This window comes from Mycobacterium sp. SMC-15 (assembly GCF_045310925.1).
Classification (GTDB): domain Bacteria; phylum Actinomycetota; class Actinomycetes; order Mycobacteriales; family Mycobacteriaceae; genus Mycobacterium.
On record NZ_JBJIAJ010000019.1, the window covers coordinates 24887 to 44766 of the forward strand.

The window sequence follows — 19880 nt, forward strand, 5'->3', positions numbered from 1 at the left end:
TCACAGCATTCTCCCCGAAGCAACTGGAAGGATTCCCACCATGGCACGCTCGGACGTCCTGGTCTCCACCGACTGGGCGGAGAGCAATCTCGACGCGCCCAACACCGTGTTCATCGAAGTCGACGAAGACACCAGCGTCTATGACATCAACCACATCCCGGGCGCAATCCGGCTGGACTGGCGCAAGGACCTGCAGGACCCGGTACGCCGCGATGTCATCGACGAGGCCGCGTTTTCCAAGCTGCTCTCCGAGCGCGGCGTCGCCAATGACGACACCGTGATCCTCTACGGCGGCAACAACAACTGGTTCGCCGCCTTCGCCTACTGGTACTTCAAGCTCTACGGACACGAGTCCGTCAAGCTGCTCGACGGCGGCCGCAAGAAGTGGGAGCTCGGCGGGCGTCCGTTGTCGAGTGAAGCCGTCAGCCGGCCCGCCACCTCCTACTCCGCCAAGCCGCTGGACGAATCGCTGCGGGCCCGCCGCGACGAGGTGGTGGCGGCGATCAACACCAAGAACCTCGTCGATGTGCGCTCCCCCGAGGAGTTCTCCGGCAAGATCCTGGCTCCGGCGCACCTTCCTCAGGAGCAGAGCCAGCAGCGCGGCCACGTCCCGAGTGCGATCAACGTGCCGTGGAGCCGTGCCGCCAACGAGGACGGCACCTTCAAGTCCGACGAGGAGCTGGCCAAGCTGTACGCCGACGCCGGCCTGGATGGTCACAAGGAGACCATCGCCTATTGCCGTATCGGTGAGCGCTCGTCGCACACCTGGTTCGTGCTGCGTGAGCTGCTCGGACATAACAACGTGAAGAACTACGACGGTAGTTGGATGGAATACGGCTCCCTGGTGGGCGCCCCGATCGAATTGGGAAGCTGATATGTGCTCTGGACCCAAGCAAGGGCTCGCCCTGCCTGCCAACGTCGACCTGGAGAAGGAGACCGTCATCACCGGTCGCGTGGTGGACAGCTCCGGTGCGTCCGTCGGGGGTGCGTTCGTCCGACTGCTGGACTCCTCGGACGAGTTCACCGCTGAGGTGGTCGCCTCGGCCACCGGTGACTTCCGGTTCTTCGCCGCTCCAGGTGCCTGGAGGGTGCGTGCGCTGTCCGCGGCCGGTAACGGTGACGCCGTGGTGACGCCCTCCGGGGCGGGCATCCACGAGGTCGACATCAAAGTCGCCTGACGACTACCCGATGGCTCGGATGACCAAGTCCCGCTGCACCCGGCTCCGCCGGCCTTGCGAACGCCGCTAGACTTCCTCCCGTGGTGTTGTTCTTCGAGTTGATGCTGGTGGCGGCGACTGGCCTGATCACCTGGTTCGCGCTGTACACGCTGTATCGGCTGATTACCGACGAAATGTGAGTGCCTCCGACGGGGGCACACCGGATGGCGGCGAGCGTCAGGTCGACCGGGGTTCCGGCGACCGCGCGGTAGCCGCCGCCGCGGAACGTGCCAAGGCGACCGCGGCACGCAACATTCCGGTCTTTGACGACCTGCCGTTCACCGATACCGCCAACCTGCGCGAGGGTGCGAACCTGCACGACGCCCTGCTGGCACTGTTGCCGTTGGTCGGGGTGTGGCGTGGTGAAGGCGTGGGTCACGGCGCGCACGGCGACTACCGGTTCGGTCAGCAGATCGTGGTGTCCCACGACGGCGGCGACTACCTGAACTGGGAAGCGCGGTCCTGGCAGCTGTCCGACGACGACGAGTCGCACCAACCGGCCCTGCGCGAAACCGGCTTCTGGCGGTTCGTGGACGATCCGGACGACCCGGACGAAACGCAGGCCATCGAACTGCTGCTGGCGCACTCCACCGGCTACGTGGAGCTGTTCTACGGGCGTCCACACGGGCCGGCCTCCTGGGAGCTGGTCACCGACGCGCTGGCGCGCAGCAAATCGGGGGCGCTGATCGGCGGGGCCAAACGGCTTTACGGGATCGTCGAGGACGGTGACCTGGCCTACGTCGAGGAGCGGGTGAACGCCGACGGCGAGCTGGTGCCGCACCTGTCGGCCCGGTTGTCACGCTTCATCGGCTGACCCCTTGCGTTGACTCTGCACTGAGGGCGCAGGCTTCTCGCACTTTTGCGCCATAGCCGCAGAGTCAATGCTGTCGGTGGACCTTCAGTCGGCCTTCAGTGGGCCTTCAGCGGCCGATTGCGGTGTCGACCAGTCCGGCGAATTCCTCCTCGGACACCCGCGGGTGCAGCACCCGGCCATCGAGGGTATGCACCCGCGCGGCCAGGGTGATGCTGGACACCATCCAGACATCTTGCGCCGCAGCGAGATCCGCCGGCCGCAACGGGGCGTATTCGCAGTCGTAGCCCGCGCCGCGGGCCACGTCGAACAGCGCCTCGGCGGTGGTGCCGCGCAGGATCGGGTGCGACAGCGGCGGAGTGATGAGCCGTCCGGGTTCCACCAGCACCACCGTGGAGCGGGGACCTTCCAAAACGTAGCCGTCGGAGCTGATGAAGATGACGTCGTCGGCGCCCTGTTTCGCGGCATACCGCAGCGCCGCCATGTTCACCGCGTAGGACAGCGTCTTGGCGCCGGCCAGCAGCCACGGCAGCTCCAGCCCCTGCGCCGACAGACCGCGGTCCAGGGTCACCACCGTCAAGCCCTCACGGCGGGCCGCCGCGATGCGTTCCGGCAGCGGGGTCAGCATCACGTATGCGGTTGGTGCCGAACCGGTTTCTCGGCCCCGGCTGTAGATCATCCGCAGCGCGCCTTCGCCCGCCCCGGCCCACTGCCGCACCGCCTGCTCGACGGCACGGCGCCAGTCACCCAGGTCCGGGGTCGGCAGGTCCATCAGCTCGGCGGAGCGCGCCAGCCGTCGCAGGTGGGCGTCGAGCAGGCAGGGGGCACCGTTGCGCACCAGCAGGGTCTCGAAAACCCCGTCGCCGCGCAGCGCCGCCAGGTCGTCGGCGTGCAGCAGCGGCGTGCCGGCCGCAGCGGGTCCGCCTCCCACGGTGACGATCGTCACGACGCTGTCTTGCACATCGGCCTCCGCTGCCATGGACCGTGAGCGTAGCGGCTCCGTAGAGTTGACACGTGTCCGCCGTCCCCGCACCCGATTCCGGCCCCGACGTGGGCGCCATCTGGCATTACGGCGACCCGTTCGGCGAACAGCGCAGCGCGGAAACCGCAGCGGTGTTGGTGGATCGGTCCCACCGGGCGGTGCTGACGCTGGGCGGCGCGGAACGCAAGACGTGGCTGCACACCCTGTGCACCCAGCACGTCGCTGATCTTCCCGACGGCGCCAGCACCGAGAATCTGACCTTGGATGCCAAGGGCCACATCCAGAATCACTGGATCCAGACCGAGCTCGCCGAGCGGACCTTCCTCGACACCGAGCCGTGGCGGGGCGAGCCCCTGACCGAACACCTGCGCAGGATGGTGTTCTGGGCCGACGTGAGCATCGAGCCGGCGGATCTTGCGGTGCTGTCGCTGCTGGGTCCCGGCCGGGATGCCCCGGCTGTCCTCGACGCACTGGGACTGGCCGCTGCGCCCGGGGCTACCGCGGTGCCGCTCGGAGATTCCGAGGGTTTCCTGCGACGAACCCCCGGCCACGACGCGCTGGAGTTGCTGGTGCCGCGCGCCGACAAGAGCGAGTGGCAGCGCCGGCTGACCCAGGCCGGGGTGCGCCCCGCCGGGATATGGGCCTACGAAGCCGACCGGGTGGCGGCGCGACGCCCGCGACTGGGTGTGGACACCGACGAGCGCAGCATTCCGCACGAGCTGAACTGGATCGGCGGGCCCGGCGTCGGCGCGGTGCACCTGGACAAGGGGTGCTACAGCGGGCAGGAGACCGTAGCCCGGGTACACAACCTGGGTAAGCCTCCCCGGATGCTGGTGCTGCTGCACCTGGATGGCTCGGTGGACCGGCCCTCGACCGGAGACCCGGTCACCTCGGGCGGGCGCTCGGTGGGCCGGCTGGGCACGGTGGTGGACCACTTCGAGCTGGGTCCGATCGCGCTGGCGCTGCTCAAACGCGGACTCCCGGCCGACACCCCGCTGCTGACCGGCGCCGACTCCGAGGTCAGTGCGGTGATCGACCCGGAATCGATGCCGCCGCCGGATGAGCGGGGCGCAGGCCGGCTCGCCGTCGACCGGCTGCGGGGCCGGCTTTGATAGTGGTCACACCGGCGCAGGGCAGGTCGGCACCTCCGCGATCGGCACGGTAAGCTGTCGGCAGGACAATAAACACATTCAGATCGGAGCCGCCTGCACGTGGGGCCGCTCCGTTATTGCGCGAGGGGGTCCCCCATGGGCCGCGGCCGGGCTAAGGCGAAACAGACCAAGGTTGCTCGGGATCTGAAGTACAGCTCACCGTCGACCGATTTCAATCGGCTTCAGCGTGAGCTGGCCGGGTCTGAGGTCAACGACTCCGAGGGTGACGACTCCTGGAACGGCGACGACGACTGGCGCCGTTGAGCGCCCAGGCGTACCGCCGGTCCTGACCGGACCTGATGGGGCTCGGCAGACCCGATAGGGCCTAGAACCTCGGGTGCTCCCCGACCAGCCTTGCCCCGTCTCCCGGTTCCGCGTTCTTCCCCGGCTTGGCCACTGTGCCGAGCGGCCAGCAGTCGACGTGGCGGGCAGTCAGGATCGCCAGCGCGCGGTCGGTGTCCTCCGGCGCGACGACGGCAACCATGCCGACGCCCAGGTTGAACGTCTTCTCCATCTCCGCGCGACTCACCCGTCCACGCTGGGCGATCATCGCGAACACCGGAGCCGGCGTCCAAGTGCCACGGTCCACCTCGGCGATCAGCCCGTCGGGGATGACGCGGGCCAGGTTGCCGGCCAATCCGCCGCCGGTCACGTGGCAGAAGGTCCGCACCTGAGTCTCGGCAGCCAGCGCCAGGCAGTCCTTGGCGTAGATGCGGGTCGGTTCCAGCAGTTCCTCGCCCAGGGTGCGGCCGAACTCCTCGACATGGCCGGCCAGGTTCATCCGGTCGATGTCCAGCAGCACCGCACGGGCCAGTGAATAGCCGTTGGAATGCAGGCCTGAAGAACCCATGGCGATCAGTACGTCGCCGGGACGGACCCGCTCGGGGCCGAGCACGTCGTCGGCCTCCACCACGCCGATACCGGTCGCGGAGATGTCGTAGTGATCGGGCTCCATCAGACCGGGGTGCTCGGCGGTCTCCCCGCCCAGCAGCGCGCAGCCGGCCTGCACACAGCCCTCGGCGATACCGGCGACGATCGCGGCGACGCGTTCCGGGACGGTGCGGCCGACGGCGATGTAGTCCTGCAGGAACAGCGGCTCGGCGCCGCACACCACCAGGTCGTCGACGACCATGGCGACCAGGTCGATGCCGACGGTGTCGTGCTTGTCCAGCGCCTGGGCGATCGCCAGCTTGGTGCCCACGCCGTCGGTGGAGGACGCCAACAGCGGCTCACGGTAGTCGTTGCGCAGGGCGAACAGGCCGGCGAAGCCGCCGAGGCCACCCCGCACCTCCGGCCTGGTGGCCTTGGCGGCCAAAGGTTTGAACAGTTCGACGGCCCGGTCACCGGCGTCGATGTCCACTCCTGCCGATGCGTAGGTAACGCCCTGGGAGCTTGATTCTGCTGAGGTCATCGCGCTAAAGGCTACCGGTCGCCGACCGCGGACGGTATCGCGCTCGACGTTACGGGCTCAGAGCCGGTTGTGGCGCACCTGGTTGAACGGCACACCTCGGTCGGCGGCGTACTCGCGGGGCAGGCCCAGGACCCGTTCTGCGATGACGTTGCGGGCCATCTCGTCGCTGCCACCACCGAGCCCCACGGTCTGCCGTGACAGGTACCGCCGACCTGCTCTGAGCAGGTGCGCCTTGTCATCCACCACTCCCAACGGGCCGGCGACCGCCATCGCGGTGTCGACCTCCAAATAGGTCACGTCGGAATGGAACAGCCGGATGATCGAGGCCGCGGCGGGAGGCAGCTCACCGCTGCGCATGCCGCGACCGGCGTAGTCGATGAGCTTGTCGCGCACCATCCGCCGAGCAAGGACCCGGCCGATCTGGTCCTGGGTGAGCGGGTCGTCGGCGGTGCCGGCGTCGTGCGCCAAAGTCAGGAAGTCGCCGGCGGCCATCTCGGTGCGTTCGGGGCCGCGTCCACTGGCGAACTCCGAGCCCTGCCCCACCGCCCGGCGCTCGTGGTAGAGCAGCCGGGACGCGACATCCCAGCCCTTGTTGACCTCACCGACCACCGCGTCGGCCCCGAGCCGCAGCCCGTCGAAGAACTCTTCACAGAACTCGTTGGAGCCGTCGACCTGCTCGATGCGGCGCAGCGTGATGCCGGGCGCGTCGATCGGCACCAGGAACATCGTCAGCCCGTCGTGCTTGGGCACCGTCGAATCGGTGCGGGCCAGCAGTAGCCCGAAGTCGGCGGCGAACGCGCTGGTGCTCCACGTCTTGGCCCCGCTGACCACCCAGTCCTGGCCGTCGCGCTCGGCGCGGGTGATCAGGCCGGCTAGATCGGATCCGCCGCTGGGCTCCGAGAGCAGTTGCACCAACACCTCGTCGCCGCGCAGCGCGGCGCGGATGTGGCGGCGCTTCTGTTCCTCGGTGCCGGTGTCGAGCAGGGTGGCGCAGCAGATGGTGAACGTCGGGACGTTGAGGATCAGCGGCATCTCATAGCCGGCGGATTCGGCGTCGAAGGCCTTCTGGTAGCGCAGGTCCAGGCCGAGCCCGCCGTATTCGCGGGGGAAGCAGATCCCGGCGAAGCCGCCGTCGTACAGCCGTCCCTGCAGTTCGCGGGCGCGTTGCCAGGCCCCGTCGTCGTCGCGCCCGTTGCGCGGGGGGTGCTGCGGGTCCAGGCGCGGCATGTTGGCGGCCAGCCAGTCGCGGGCCGACGCGGCAAACGCTTCGACGGTTGGCTCGGTCATGCGGCGGGCTCCGTGCTGCTGGCGGCCGCGTAGATGGCCTGGTGGTGCTCGGCGGGGGTGCCGAGCAGATTCCGGTACAGGGTGGCCCGACGTAGATACAGGTGCAGGTCGTGTTCCCAGGTGACCCCGATTCCGCCGTGCAGTTGCACGCACTCCTGAATCAGCCGACCGGCATGTTCGCCCAGATAGGACTTGGCGGCGCCGGCCCACATGGCGGCGCCGGAGTCACGCGCGGCCACCTTGTCCACGGCGCCGGCGGTGATCGCGCGGCAGGCGTGCAGCCACATGGTCATGTCGGCGAGCCGGTGTTTGATCGCCTGGTAGGAGGCCAGCGGCCTGCCGAAGCTGTACCGGTCGCGGGCCCACGTCACCGTCATGGTCATGACGGCGTCCAGGATCCCGGCGGTTTCGGCGCACACCAGCGCTATCGCGACCTGGGTCTGCCGGTCGATGAGCGCACCGGTCTGTGCCGCGGTGCCGACCACCGCGGACGCGTCGACGTCGGTATCGCTGAATTCGATGCGCGCATACTGCTTCACCAGATCGATCCCGGGCTGCGGCGCCACCCGCACTCCGGCGCTGTCGGTGCGGACCAGGAACTGGCGCAGCGCACCGTCGTCGGTGCGCGCGCCGATCAGCACCAGGTCCGCCCGGTCGCCGGCCTCCACCCGATCTTTGACTCCGTTGAGCCGGTAGCCGCCGGGGATGCTGGTCGCGGTCAGGCCCGGGTGCTGGGGACGAAAGCCCCGGCCGGGTTCGTCGCAGGCCCAGGTTGCCACCATCTCCCCCGAGATCAACGCCGCGATGCTCTGCGCGTGAGTGTCCCGGTTGTCGGCGTCGACGAGACCGGCCAGCACCACGCTGACCGGGTTCAGCGGCCCGGCCGCGACGGTGCGCCCGATCTCGGTGGCGATCGCGGCCAGGTCACGCAGGCCGCAGCCCGAGACGCTGCCGCCGCCGAGCTCCTCGGGCACCAGCAGCCCGGCCCAGCCCAGCTCGGCCGCCTGCCGCCACCAGACCGCGTCATAGGACTGACCCCGGGCGTGCAGGTCGCGGTAGCCGCTCAGCGCCGCGGTCTTGTCCAGGAATGCGCGCGCAGTGGCGACGAACAGCTCGCTCTCCGTTGACAAGTCGGTCATGTCATCTCCTCCGATAACCGCACTCACCGGATGGGCTCGTCACCGAGCACCGTGGTGCGCAGCATCTCCCGGGGGGAATCGGGGTCATAGGGAGCGGCCCGATGCAGTACGCCACGGTTGTCCCAGATGACGGTGTCGCCCACCGACCAGTGGTGACGATAGACCCGGCCGGCAACGGTGGCGCGCGTGAGCAATTCAGCCAGCAGTGCGCGCCCCTCGTCGAGGTCCATCCCGACGACGTAGTCGGCGGATGCGCCCAGCACCAGTGACCGGCGGCCGTTGCGATGCGTCCACACCAGCGGATGTTCGTGGGTGGGCCGGGCCCGCCACCGGGCCAGCTCTTCCGGTGACGGATCCGGGGTGACCCGCCGCTGGGAAGCCTCCAGCGAGTGGACCACACGCAGCGTGCGAAAGCGCTGCTTCTCGTCATCGGTGAGCAGGTCGTAGGCGGCATACGAGCTGGCGAATTCGGTCTCGCCGCCTCGCTCGGCGACCCGCACCGCCGAGAGCACAGTGGCCTTCTGCGGGTACTCGTCGCCGGTCGGCGTGCAGCCGTCGATGTGCCAGTCGAAGGTGGCGCGCAGGTAGTTCGCCGAGGAGTTCTTGGCGCGGTTCAGCGTGACCGGGTAGATGCCCGCGACCTCGTGGTGGCCGTCCGCGGAGTAGTCGACACTGCCGAGGCGCCCGCAGAACCCGACCTGGGCGCGGGGGTCGATATGCAGGCCGCGGAAGACCAGGACGCCGTTGTCTTCCAACGCCTCGAGCACCGCGGCACCGAGGCTATCCTGATCTTCCGAGGCAGCTAGCTGCCTCGGGTCGACGCCGAGCACCTCGGCACCGACCGAGGACGTCAGCTTGTTGATGGTGAGCAGACTCATCGGCCTGATCCTTTCTGACAAGGGTTTTTCGCGCCTGTGACCGCTACGGAAGCGGCCAGCCGGTGCGGACCATGACGGCGTCGGCGGCGTCGACGGGGGTGGGCTGGCCCATGATCTCCACCGCCATCGCCACCATCACCAGCGAATAGATCAGGTGCAGCAAATTGAGGGCGTCCTCGGGAAGTTCGTCCAGCGCGAACTTGTCGCAGTGCTCGATCGCGTCTTCCAGGCGCGGAAAGAACGCGTCGTAGAACTGCCGAAGCTCACCGATGGTGCTGGCCAGTCTTTGATTGAAGCGTTCGGTTTCTGTTGGCAAGCACCAGGTTTCGGCGAAACTCTCCAGTTCGGCGAACGCGCTGGGCAGCCGTGGGCCGGTCATTGCGCCGCTCCCACGCCGGCACGCTCGCGCCGGTAGCCGTCCACCCAGTCGGCGACCACCTTGTGCAGATGCCGCACCAGGATCTCCTGATCGCCCAGCGGGAAGTCGTCGACGATGCCGTACTCCAGCGCGGCCTGGGTACCGCCGAGCATGCCTGCGTCTTGCAACGCAAACTCTTTGAGTACCACCGACGCCACCTCGTGCTCGATGCGTTCACGCACCGTGCGGGCCGGATGGAAGTAGGTGTGGGCCTCGAACCGGTGGGTGCTGTGGGAGGTGGGCCAGTACCGGTAGAGCAGGTACCAGCCGCCGTAGATCAGGATCTCGGTGTTGGGGAAGATCTGGAAGTTGCTGATCCCCCACGGTTCGATGCCACCCGGGTTCAGTCCGTCCGGCAGTTCACCGATGTCGGGTGTCTCCCAGGGGCCGACCAGCCCGCTGCGGGTGGCCCGCTCGATCGGGTACATGTACTCCGGGGGCAGCAGCCATCGGCGCCGGCCGGCGGTGGAGACAAGTCGGTGCGGGCCGTCGAGTTGGAAATGGCCGCAGGTGAATCCGGCACCGGGCACCCGGACTTGGGCCGGCACTTGCTGGGAATGCAGCGCCGGGACGTGGTAGTACTCCTGGAACGCGTCGGCGAAGATCTTCCAGTTGCTGTTGTTGTGGGCCACCCAGTCATAGCGTTCGGTCAGCTTCTCGAACGGGTAGCCGTCGAGGCCGGTGATCATCGGCCCGAGGAATTCCCGCAGGCCCTGACGCGGCTCGGCGTCGAGGTTGACGAAGATGAAGCCGTTCCAGATGTCGCAGTGCACCGGCACCAGGGCGGCGGTGTCGGCACCCTCGAATTTGTGCGTCCGCCGGCAGCGCTTGCAGGTGATCACCTCGCCCTGTCCGGCGGTCTCGCGATCCGGGAAATCGTTCCAGACCAGCTTGGTCGCGCACCGCGGGCAGACGTTGTGGAAGGCCGCGATTCCGAGGGTGGTGTTGATCAGCAGGACGGAGGCCCGGGCGGCTTCGATCTCCTTGGTGGCATAGCTGCCGTGTTCGGGCAGTTCCTCGACGCGGCCGACATTGAGCCAGGCGCGCTTGAACACCGCTTCGCGTTCGAGCTCGAAGAACTCATCCGACGTGGAGTCGGCGAACGAGATCGGGCCGGTGCCCAATTCCGGGTAGTGCTCCGTCCACGAGCCCTCGGGAGTCCGGCCCGATCGCGCCGAAGATTGTTCTGTCACAACACCGCCCCTCCGTTGACACCGAGTACCTGGCCGGTGATGAAGCCGGACTCCTCCGAGCACAGGAACCCGACGGCCGCGGCGATGTCCGCGCCGCTGCCCAGCCGGCCCATCGGGATGCTGGCGGCGATCTGTTCGTTCGGCGGCAGGTATCCGGCCGCTTGACCCTGATGCTGCATCGGAGTCTCGATACCCGACGGCGGGATGTTGTTGACCGTGATGCCTTGGGCGGCATATTCGCGCGCCAGCGATTTGGTCAGGGTGATGACCGCCCCTTTGGACGCCGCGTAGTGCGCGGCGAACGGCGAGCCGCGCTGGGCGCTGGACGAGGAGATCATCACGATGCGACCCCACCCGGCAGCGACCATGTCCGGCAGTGCGGCCTGGCAGCAGTGGAAGGTGCCGGTCAGATTGACGTCGATGATCCGCGCCCAGGCCTCTTCGGTGATGTCGGCGAAGGCACAGTAGCCGAAGAGTCCGGCACTGGTGACCAGTGCGGCGACCGGGCCGAGTTCGCTGCGCACTTTGGCGAAGGCCTCGTCGACGGCGGCCCGATCGGTGACGTCGGCCTCGACGCCCAGCGCAGTCATTCCGCCGCCTCGCAGGTCATCGGAAACCAGCTGCGCGGCTTGGCTATTGACGTCGAGAACGGCGACACGATAACCGCGCCGACCCAGTTCGTGACAGGTGGCCTCGCCCATGCCCGAGCCTCCACCGGTGACCACGGCAACCCGCTGCGGCACCCCTGTGGTCATTGCATCCCCTTCGGCGTCGATCGGCGAACCGCAACCCTGAACAGCCTCGTGGCGATATTATCAAGTACTTGTCATTGATCTCAAGTGTCGGATATTCAGACCGCAGGGCAACGTCAGGGCAACTTGATCATCGCGACGTACATCGCCACCACAGGCCGATACAGATCGATGCCGTCGAGCTCGCTCGCCAACACGGCGGAGTCGCTGGTGGCAACCAACACCTGCGCCAAGGTGAGGGCTGGGATCAGCAGCGATCCCCCGAGCCGTTGGACGCCCTCGACGATGAACTTCGCCAACTGCTCAACGACCTCGGCCCGCTTGGCTGCGACGCGCTCGCGCGCTTCGGGGTTGCGCAGCAGGTACAGCGTGAACTCGTACCCAAGCGCGGCATGCTCGGCACCCCGGTCTCGGCTCAGTCGTTGCCAGCGCTCGGCGATGTCGTCGAGCTCTCGCACCCCGACCTTCGTGGCGTTCGCCATCACCTCGGCGAAGTTCTCGAAGTACCGGCGCCAGTACCGATCACTGACCGCCAGGAAGAGCTCATCCTTGGCCGCGAAGTGCTTGTAGATGGCGCCCTTGGTGTAGCCGGCAGCCTGGGCGATGTCATCGAGAGTCGCCGTGGTGAAGCCCTTTTCAGCGAACACTTCCTCGGCCGCGTCCAGCAACAGCGACCGCGTGCGCTCCAGCCGGCGTTCGCGCGTCCACTGCTCCACCATGGCGCGAATTGTCCCACAGATTCTTCGATACCTATTGGCATCACAGATACCAGTGAGTATATTTTGCCGTGCTGGGACATCCCGGAAGGAGACCGTGCTGTGAGTAACGGCTTGTCGAGTGAGCAGATCGAATCCGTCCTTGCCGAGCCGGAACCGCCTGGCCGCGGGGGCGGTGCGATCAGGGTGTGGGCAGCCGTCGGCGGAGCACTGCTGACACTGCAGCTATATGTCTGGACCCGGTGGATCACCGGCCCCTTTTTCGAGCGCGTCCCCGGCGGGCCGAACGATCCGCCGATGTACATGAAGGTGCCCCTGATGGCCAACGCCATCGTGCTGTGGGTTGGCCTGCCAGTGGCCGTGTGGTGGTTCTTCATCCGCCCGTGGCGCCGCGAGCGCCGAATCACGTTGGACGGCTTGCTGTTTGTCTCGATGGGCCTGATGTTCTTCCTGGACCCATTGCTGAATTACTTCAACACCTGGTGCACCTACAACACCTGGCTGTTCAACCGGGGTTCGTGGACATCACATATCCCCGGCTGGGTATCGCCCGAGGAGCCCGGCCGCCAGGTGGCCGAACCCCTGTTGACCAACGTTCCCGGGTACGCCTACGGCGTTCTGCTGATCACCATCGCCGGATGCTGGATCATGGGAAAGATCAAGGCGCGCTGGCCCTCCATCAGCAATCTGCGCCTTATTGCCATCACCTACGCGATCTCGTTCGTGTTCGATTTCGTCATGGAAGGCCTGGTCCTGCTGCCGATCGGTTTCTACACCTACCCCGGCGCCATCCGGTCGGTGTCGATTCATGCCGACACCTACTACCAATGGCCCATCTATGAAGGCCTGATGTGGGGCGCCGTCCAGGCGGCGTTGTGCTCACTGCGCTTCTTCACCGACGAGCGCGGGCGCACCGTCGTCGAACGTGGTCTCGACCGCGTACGAGGGGGCGTGGCCCGTCAGCAGTTCACCCGGTTCCTGGCGGTCTTCGCCGGGGTCAGCTCGTGCTTCTTCGTGCTCTACATGGTTCCTGCGCAATGGATCGCCCTGCACTCCGACCCGTGGCCGGCCGACCACCAGAAGCGGTCGTACTTCACCGGCGGGATCTGCGGTGACGGTACCGACCGGCCCTGCCCGAATCCTGTTCTGCCACTGCCGACCAACCGATCCGGCTATATCGACGTCGACGGTAACTTGGTGATGCCCGAAGGAGTCGGCGTGCCACCCATAGTTCCTTTCGAGCGCGGGGAGTGAAGAACGCTGTGGCCGCCACCACCACTCAGGACGTGTACTACGACCCCTGGGATGTCGCCCTCAACGCCGATCCCTATCCGATGTTCGCGCGGCTGCGGGCCGAAGCGCCGCTGTACTACAACGAAGTTCACGACTTCTACGCGGTGAGCCGGTTCGAGGACGTCAATGCGGCACTGATCGACCACAAGACCTTCAGCTCGGCACGCGGTGTGGTGTTGGAGATCCTCAAGTCCGGCATCGAAATCCCTTCGGGCATGCTGATCTTCGAGGACCCGCCGATCCATGACATCCACCGCAGCCTGTTGTCCCGCGCATTCACTCCCCGCAAGATCGCTGCGCTGGAAGCGGCCATCCGAGAATTCACCGCCCAGTGCCTGGACCCGTTGATCGGCGCGGACCGCGTCGACTTCGTCACCGCCCTCGGCGCGGTGATGCCGCTGCGGGTGGTGGGCATGCTGTTCGGCATTCCCGAGGACTACCAGCGCCGTGTTCAGCAAGACGGCGACAAGCATGTGCGCACCCAGCGCGGCGGGCAGTTGACCGACAATCCCGACGGGGCGCTCACCGACGGGCAGGTCTTCGCCGACTTCATCGACTGGCGCATCGCCCACCCGGCCGACGACTTGACCACCGAACTGCTGCACGTCGAGTTCACTGACGAGACCGGTCGCACGCGGCGCCTACGCCGCGACGAACTGCTGATGTTCATGAACGTCGTCGCCGTGGCCGGCGCCGAGACCACCACCCGGTTGATCGGCTGGACGGCCAAGTTGCTGTCCCAATACCCCGATCAACGCCGACTACTCGCCGACGATCGGTCGCTGCTGGGCAGCGCCATCGAGGAGATCCTGCGCTGTGAACCGCCGGCACTGCAGGCGGCGCGCTATGTCACCCGCGACGTCGAGTTGCACGGCCGCGTGGTCCCCGCGGGGGCGGCGATGCTGACCCTGATCGGGGCGGCCAATCGCGACGAACGCCGATTCGGAGCGACCGCGGAGTCCTTCGATGTCACCCGGGTACCGCGCCAACACCTGGCCTTCGGGGTCGGCGCACACTACTGCCTTGGCAACGCCCTGGCCCGCCTGGAAGGCCGGATCGCGCTCGACGAGATCCTCAACCGCTTCCCGGACTGGGAGATCGATCTCGACGCGGCGATCTTCTCGTCGTCCTCAGCCGTCCGTGGCTGGGACAGCATGCCCGCACGAGTCGGAACTGCATGACGGCGCCCCTAGGGCTCGACGTGGTCGGCGAAGAGGGTGTGGCCGGTGCCCTGCTCGACGACTCGGGCCAGCAACGCTCGCAGCGTCTCCTGCTCGTCGCGGCTCAGCACACCGAACACCTGATCATGGGCGGCGATCGCGTCCGTGACGACCGCCGAGGTCACCGCCCTCCCCTCGTCGGTCAGGTAGGCCCGCAGGATTCGGCCGTGGTGGGGATCCTGCTTGCGCTCGACCAACCCACGGCGCTCGAGCGCACTAAGGGCCAGTTGCACACCCTGCGGGGTGATCAGGAGACGACGTGCCAGTTCGGCGCCGGACAACCCCGGCTCGCCGGCGAGTTGGCGCAACAGACCGATCTGAGCGGTGCTCACCCCGTGCTCGCTGATCGCCTCGTTCACGGTCGTCAGTGAGTAGTAGAAGGCCTGCTTGAGCAGCCACAGGATGTTGTTGGTGAGATCCATATCCCGCTTCCCTGTCAGCTGCGCTTGCAGACCCGGCCGTCCTTCATGACGAATCGCACGTCACCGGTGGTGCTGATGTCCCGGGTCGGATCACCCGGTACGGCGATGATATCGGCGCAGTAACCCGGGGCCAGCCTGCCCAATTCGTGGGCGGCGTCGATGAGATCGGCGCTGACGACGGTGGCCGCCTGCAGTGCCTGCACCGGCGTCATACCGCGCTGCACCAGTGCGCACAGTTCCTTGGCGTTCTGGCCATGCGGAATTGCCGGCGCGTCGGTGCCACACGCGATGCGTACACCGGCCTCGATCGCCCGGGGCAACATCGCTTTGGCCCGCGGGAACACCTCGGCCGCTTTTTTGCGCAGCTCCGGGGCGATCCGGTCGACGGCCAAGGCGTCCGTCAAGTAAGTGGTGGAGACCAGGAAGGTGCCATGGTCCGCCATCATCGCCAGGGTTTCGTCGGTGGCCAGGAAACCGTGCTCGATGCAGTCGATTCCGGCCCGGATGCACGCCCGAATCGCGGGGTCGCCGATGGCATGTGCGGCCACCCGCACCCCGGCACGATGCGCTTCGTCGGCGATTGCGGCCAACTCGGCGTCGGAGTACTGCTGGGCGCCCGGCGCGGTGCTGTGCGACATCACCCCGCCGGAGGCCGACACCTTGATCAGCTTGGCGCCGTGGCGGATCTGGTAGCGCACGCAGGCGGTCACATCCGGTACGCCGTTGGCGATGCCCTCGGCGACCGACAGCGGCATCACACCGGGCGCAAGCCGTTGGAAGACCGTCGGATCCAGGTGGCCGCCGTAGGGTGTGACGGCGTGGCCGGCGGGATAGATCCGCGGACCGACATGCCAGCCCTGATCGATGGCACGCTGCAGCGCGACGTCCAGCAGATAACCGCCGGTCTTGACCATCAGCCCCAGGTTGCGGACGGTGGTGAAGCCGGCTTCCAGCGTGGTTCGCGCGTTCACCGCGGCCCGCAACGTGCGGTAGGCGGGATCGTCCTGCACGCCGTGCAGCGGCGTGGGGAGCCCTTCCGGACTACCCGGCCCGCCGATGAGCAGGTTGAGCTCCATGTCCATCAGTCCGGGCAGCAATGTGACATCACCGAGGTCGATATCTTCAGCCGAAACAGGTAGGGGCGCTTCGGGGTTGATGGCGGAGATGCGGCCGTTCTCGACCACCACGACGGCGGGTGACCGCACCACACCGGCGTCGATATCGAGCCACCGATCGGCGCGCAGCACCAACACCCCGGTCACGGATAGGGCTCCGAAACGCATTCGATGACGGCGGCGCCGGAGTCGGGAACGCGCGGCTGCTTCCAGGATTCGGCCGGGAAGGCCACTGTGATCATGGAATACAGCAGGTACATCAGGTTCAGCACATCCTCGGGCATGTCGTCGAGGCTGAACTTGTCGCAATAGGCCAGCGCGTCTTCGGCGCGCGCCGTGACGGCGTCGTAGAAGGCCTGCATGTCCAACATGGAACTGCTCAGGCGCTTGGCGTAGCGCTCCGGCTCGGACGGCAGGCACCACTGGCTGAACGGTTCGAGGTCGGCGAATTCCTTGGGCAGCATGATGGTCACGATCTCTCGGCCGCGGTGCGCTCGTGCTCGGCGATCCACGCGGCGGTTTCGCAGTGGAAGTGCCGGATCAGCACCTCTTGGTCGTTGAGCAGGAACCGGTCCACCACGCCGGTGCCGATCATCGTGTGGGTGGCCTCCAAGGTACTGGCGTCCTGCAGCCCGTACTCCTTGAACGACACCGCCGCGAGTTCTTGAGCGACCCGCTCACGGGGAGTCCGCGGCTGGGGAAAGTACAGCGTTCCTTCGAAAATGTGCGAGTCGTGCCCGGTCGGCCAGTAGTGGTAGGTCAGATACCAGCCCTGCCCCCAGAACAGGATCGTGAAGTTGGGGAAGATCTGAAACGAATCCAGGCCCCACGGATCGCATTTCGCGGGGTTGAGGCCGTCGGGCATCGGGCCGAGATCCGGTGAGTCCCATGGCCCGAACAACCCGCTCTGGCAGATCTCCTCGATCGGCTTGCGCATCTCGGCCGGCATCTCCCAGGCTCGCACCCCCGAGGTGCTCACCAGTCGGTGCGGGCCTTCGATCTGGTAGTGCGGCGCCTCGAAGCCGGCCTGTTCGGCCGCTACCCGGAAGGCCGTCGGCGTCTGGTTCCCGTGCAGGACCGGCGCGTGATAGAACTCCTGGAATGCGTCCAAGAAGAGCTTCCAGTTGGAGTTGACCGACGAGCGGTACTGCCATCGCGAGGTCATCTGCCCGAAGGGGTAGCCCTCCAACGCCGTAACCATCGGCCCGAGGAATTCGCGCAGCGATTGCTCCGGGGTGGCGGCGAAGTTGACGAAGATGAACCCCTCCCAGACGTCGCAGTGCACGCCGACCAGCCCGTAGCGGCTCTTGTCGAGGTCGAAGAACTCTTCCTCCTGTTGGACGAAGGCCAGATTGCCATCCAAGTCGTAGCGCCAGGCGTGGTACTTGCAGGTGAACTGGCGGCAGTTCCCGCTCGTCTCCTCCAACGGCATGGTGTCCCACACCAGCTTGTTGCCCCGGTGCCGGCAGACGTTGTGATAGGCCTTGATCTCGCCAGATCCGGTTCGCACCAGGATGATCGAGGTGTTGACCACCTTGAGTTCCCGGGTGAAGTAACTGCCCTTTCGCGGAATCTGCTCTACCCGACCGACATTGAGCCAGGCGCGCCGGAAGATCGCCGCGCGCTCCTTTTCGTAGACATCCGGGCTGATGGAATCGCGGTAGGACACCGGTTCGGTACCGAGTTCGGGATAGTGCTGGGTCCAACTGCCCTCGGGCGGCTTCGGAAAACGCGCCACAACCACTCCTGTCCTCACGCCGGGTCACGAGCCTCGTTGGCGCCGACGCTATCGAGGGACCCGTTTAGTGTCAAGTAGTTGATACTAGGTCCGGAAGTCGGCTTCAGCGGTTTCTGAAGGACCGACTTCGGGCTAGGACTGACTCAGCGCGGCGTCGTTGTCGCTCTCGGCTTTGCGCGCGGTGTTGCTCAGCATCTGCTCGATGACGTTCTTGCCCAGGGCACTGTCATCGGGCAGCTCGATCGGGTAGCTGCCGTCGAAGCAGGCGCAGCACAGCCGCGATTTGGGCTGCTCGGTGGCCGCGATCATGTCTTCCTGACCGACATAGCCGAGGCTGTCGGCGCCGATGGCGCGCCGCACCGCTTCGACCATCTCGGTCTCGTCCTCGACGGCGTTGGCGATCAGCTCGGCCGGCGAGGCGAAGTCGATGCCGTAGAAGCACGGCCACTTCACCGGCGGGGAGGCGATCCGCACGTGCACCTCGACGGCACCGGCCTCACGCAGCATCCGCACCAGGGCGCGCTGGGTGTTGCCCCGCACGATCGAGTCGTCCACGACGATCAGCCGCTTACCGCGGATGATCTCGCGCAGCGGGTTGAGCTTGAGCCGGATACCGAGCTGGCGGATGGTCTGCGACGGCTGAATGAAGGTCCGCCCGACGTAGGCGTTCTTGGTCAGGCCTTGTCCGTAGTCGATACCGGACTCTTGGGCGTAGCCCACCGCGGCCGGGATGCCGGACTCCGGCACACCGATGACCAGGTCAGCCTCCACCGCGTGCGCGCGCGCCAGCCGACGGCCGATCTCCACTCGAGTGGCGTGCACCGACCGGCCGCCGATCGTGCTGTCGGGCCGGGCCAGATAGACGTACTCGAAGACGCAGCCCTTCGGAGTGGGGTTCGCGAACCGGGTGGAGCGCACCCCGTCGGCGTCGATCGCCAGCAGCTCACCGGGCTCGATGTCGCGGACGAACGAGGCGCCGACGATGTCCAGCGCCGCGGTCTCCGAGGCCACCACCCAGCCGCGGTCGAGCCGGCCCAGCGACAGCGGCCGCACGCCCCACGGGTCGCGGGCGGCATACAGGGTGTTCTCGTCCATGAAAGTCAGGCAGAAGGCACCGCGCGCCGTCGGCAGCAGCTCCAGCGCCGCCTGCTCCAGGGAGCTGTCCGCGGCGCCGTGCGCCAGCAGCGCACCCAGGATGTCCGAGTCGGTGGTGGCCACGCCCGGACGGCGGGTGTCGATCAGGCCCAGTTCGCGGGCACGGCCGGCCAGTTCGGCGGTGTTGACCAGGTTGCCGTTGTGCCCCAGCGCCACACCGGTGCCGGCCGCGGTGTTGCGGAACACCGGCTGGGCGTTCTCCCAGGTGGTGTCACCGGTGGTGGAGTAGCGACAGTGGCCGACCGCCACGTGCCCGGGCATGGCCAACAGCGTCTGCTCCTCGAACACCTGGCTGACCAAGCCCAGATCCTTGAAGACCAGCACCTGCGAACCGTCGCCGACCGCGATCCCGGCGGCCTCCTGGCCACGGTGCTGCAGCGCATACAGGCCGTAATAAGTGAGCTTCGCTACTTCTTCGCCGGGAGCCCAAACTCCGAAGACGCCGCACTCTTCACGGGGTGCGTTCTCAAGGTCTACTACCTGCTGGTCCGGCACGTTTCAGCTGCTCCAGGGGGACGGGCCACAGTGACGAGGTTCAGTCTACGGTCAACGTGCGTCAAGTTTCACCAACGGCAGCCAATCGGCGATCTCGGCGGCTCGCGAACCGGACAGCCGCAGCTTTGCGGCGGCGGTCGCATCGGCTGTCTCCAGCAACCCGGCGACCAACAACAGCCAACTGCGCGGATCGGTCTCGACGACGTTGGGCGGGGTGCCGCGAGTGTGCCGCGGCCCGGCGATGCACTGCACCGCCACGAACGGCGGGATCCGCACCTCGACGCTGGCGCCGGGGGCCAGCTCGGCCAGCGTGCGGGCGGTCAGCCGGACCGCGGCGGCCAACTCGGCGCGGTCGGGGGCCGGCAGGCTCTCGTCACGCAGCCACGCCGCGAGCGCCAGTACAGCTGCGCGGGTCTGTGCCGGGTCGACGCGAGGGCGGGCGGTCATGCCCCCAGCGTCGCAGAACCCCAGTGATCGGGCGTACGCC

22 protein-coding genes are annotated in these 19880 nt (G+C 67.3%); 7 read left to right on the plus strand and 15 right to left on the minus strand.

Going from position 1 to position 19880, the window contains the following annotated elements:
• The first annotated feature begins 40 nt into the window (after positions 1-40).
• From ACJH71_RS21605 to ACJH71_RS21615, 3 genes are all read left to right on the plus strand, one after another.
• Positions 41-874 carry a sulfurtransferase gene (locus ACJH71_RS21605; RefSeq protein WP_406760025.1) on the plus strand — a complete coding sequence of 278 codons (834 nt, stop codon included), beginning with the start codon at positions 41-43 and terminating at the stop codon, positions 872-874.
• A 1-nt stretch (position 875) separates the two neighbouring features.
• A complete protein-coding gene (locus tag ACJH71_RS21610; RefSeq protein ID WP_406760026.1) occupies positions 876-1178 on the plus strand; it encodes a DUF1416 domain-containing protein in 303 nt (100 codons plus the stop codon).
• Positions 1179-1353: 175 nt separating this feature from the next.
• Positions 1354-2031, plus strand: coding sequence for an FABP family protein (locus ACJH71_RS21615; RefSeq protein WP_406760027.1), 678 nt, complete (start codon positions 1354-1356; stop codon positions 2029-2031).
• Between the two features lie 106 nt (positions 2032-2137).
• On the opposite strand, the gene ACJH71_RS21620 is transcribed toward ACJH71_RS21615, so the two are convergent.
• Positions 2138-3007: an aminodeoxychorismate lyase gene (locus ACJH71_RS21620; RefSeq protein ID WP_406760028.1), complete on the minus strand. Its 870-nt coding sequence runs from the start codon at positions 3005-3007 to the stop codon at positions 2138-2140.
• Between the two features lie 35 nt (positions 3008-3042).
• Here ACJH71_RS21620 and ACJH71_RS21625 point away from each other — a divergent pair, with 35 nt between their 5' ends.
• Positions 3043-4122 (plus strand): YgfZ/GcvT domain-containing protein, encoded by a 1080-nt coding sequence (locus ACJH71_RS21625; RefSeq protein WP_406760029.1) that lies wholly within the window; start codon positions 3043-3045, stop codon positions 4120-4122.
• Between the two features lie 135 nt (positions 4123-4257).
• Positions 4258-4425, plus strand: coding sequence for a DUF3073 domain-containing protein (locus tag ACJH71_RS21630; RefSeq protein ID WP_406760030.1), 168 nt, complete (start codon positions 4258-4260; stop codon positions 4423-4425).
• A 61-nt stretch (positions 4426-4486) separates the two neighbouring features.
• Here ACJH71_RS21630 and purM read toward each other — a convergent pair whose 3' ends face one another.
• The 8 genes from purM to ACJH71_RS21670 all read right to left on the minus strand — a co-directional run bounded on the left by purM (position 4487) and on the right by ACJH71_RS21670 (position 11958).
• Positions 4487-5572 (minus strand): phosphoribosylformylglycinamidine cyclo-ligase, encoded by a 1086-nt coding sequence (gene purM, locus ACJH71_RS21635; protein ID WP_406760031.1) that lies wholly within the window; start codon positions 5570-5572, stop codon positions 4487-4489.
• 57 nt (positions 5573-5629) lie between these two features.
• Complete coding sequence (locus ACJH71_RS21640; protein ID WP_406760032.1) at positions 5630-6859, minus strand: acyl-CoA dehydrogenase family protein; 1230 nt, start codon at positions 6857-6859, stop codon at positions 5630-5632.
• Positions 6856-7998, minus strand: a complete 1143-nt coding sequence (locus ACJH71_RS21645; RefSeq protein WP_406760033.1) for an acyl-CoA dehydrogenase family protein — start codon at positions 7996-7998, stop codon at positions 6856-6858. Before ACJH71_RS21645 ends, ACJH71_RS21640 begins: the two co-directional genes overlap by 4 nt.
• Positions 7999-8021: 23 nt before the next feature.
• Complete coding sequence (locus tag ACJH71_RS21650; protein ID WP_406760034.1) at positions 8022-8876, minus strand: TauD/TfdA dioxygenase family protein; 855 nt, start codon at positions 8874-8876, stop codon at positions 8022-8024.
• 43 nt (positions 8877-8919) lie between these two features.
• Complete coding sequence (locus ACJH71_RS21655; protein ID WP_406760035.1) at positions 8920-9255, minus strand: hypothetical protein; 336 nt, start codon at positions 9253-9255, stop codon at positions 8920-8922.
• Positions 9252-10487 carry an SRPBCC family protein gene (locus tag ACJH71_RS21660; RefSeq protein WP_406760036.1) on the minus strand — a complete coding sequence of 412 codons (1236 nt, stop codon included), beginning with the start codon at positions 10485-10487 and terminating at the stop codon, positions 9252-9254. Before ACJH71_RS21660 ends, ACJH71_RS21655 begins: the two co-directional genes overlap by 4 nt.
• Complete coding sequence (locus ACJH71_RS21665; protein ID WP_406760037.1) at positions 10484-11242, minus strand: SDR family NAD(P)-dependent oxidoreductase; 759 nt, start codon at positions 11240-11242, stop codon at positions 10484-10486. Before ACJH71_RS21665 ends, ACJH71_RS21660 begins: the two co-directional genes overlap by 4 nt.
• A 113-nt stretch (positions 11243-11355) precedes the next feature.
• On the minus strand, positions 11356-11958 hold the full coding sequence (locus ACJH71_RS21670; protein WP_406760038.1) for a TetR/AcrR family transcriptional regulator: 603 nt from the start codon (positions 11956-11958) through the stop codon (positions 11356-11358).
• A gap of 126 nt (positions 11959-12084) precedes the next feature.
• On the opposite strand from ACJH71_RS21670, the gene ACJH71_RS21675 reads away from it, so the two are divergent.
• Both ACJH71_RS21675 and ACJH71_RS21680 read left to right on the plus strand, forming a co-directional pair.
• Positions 12085-13209, plus strand: coding sequence for a spirocyclase AveC family protein (locus ACJH71_RS21675; RefSeq protein WP_406760050.1), 1125 nt, complete (start codon positions 12085-12087; stop codon positions 13207-13209).
• The gene (locus ACJH71_RS21680; RefSeq protein WP_406760039.1) at positions 13206-14429 is read left to right on the plus strand and encodes a cytochrome P450; all 1224 of its coding nucleotides are present in this window, start codon (positions 13206-13208) and stop codon (positions 14427-14429) included. The genes ACJH71_RS21675 and ACJH71_RS21680 overlap by 4 nt, the downstream gene beginning before the upstream one ends.
• An 8-nt stretch (positions 14430-14437) precedes the next feature.
• Here ACJH71_RS21680 and ACJH71_RS21685 read toward each other — a convergent pair whose 3' ends face one another.
• The 6 genes from ACJH71_RS21685 to ACJH71_RS21710 form a co-directional block, all read right to left on the minus strand.
• The gene (locus ACJH71_RS21685; protein WP_406760040.1) at positions 14438-14890 is read right to left on the minus strand and encodes a MarR family winged helix-turn-helix transcriptional regulator; all 453 of its coding nucleotides are present in this window, start codon (positions 14888-14890) and stop codon (positions 14438-14440) included.
• Between the two features lie 14 nt (positions 14891-14904).
• Entirely contained in the window at positions 14905-16173 is a 1269-nt protein-coding gene (locus ACJH71_RS21690; protein WP_406760041.1) for an amidohydrolase family protein, read from the minus strand.
• Positions 16149-16469, minus strand: a complete 321-nt coding sequence (locus ACJH71_RS21695) for a hypothetical protein (protein WP_406760051.1) — start codon at positions 16467-16469, stop codon at positions 16149-16151. Before ACJH71_RS21695 ends, ACJH71_RS21690 begins: the two co-directional genes overlap by 25 nt.
• A gap of 5 nt (positions 16470-16474) precedes the next feature.
• Positions 16475-17743 carry an SRPBCC family protein gene (locus tag ACJH71_RS21700; protein WP_406760042.1) on the minus strand — a complete coding sequence of 423 codons (1269 nt, stop codon included), beginning with the start codon at positions 17741-17743 and terminating at the stop codon, positions 16475-16477.
• Positions 17744-17875: 132 nt separating this feature from the next.
• Complete coding sequence (gene purF / locus ACJH71_RS21705) at positions 17876-19393, minus strand: amidophosphoribosyltransferase (RefSeq protein ID WP_406760043.1); 1518 nt, start codon at positions 19391-19393, stop codon at positions 17876-17878.
• 51 nt (positions 19394-19444) lie between these two features.
• A complete protein-coding gene (locus tag ACJH71_RS21710; RefSeq protein ID WP_406760044.1) occupies positions 19445-19840 on the minus strand; it encodes a sterol carrier family protein in 396 nt (131 codons plus the stop codon).
• Between the last annotated feature and the right edge of the window lie 40 nt (positions 19841-19880).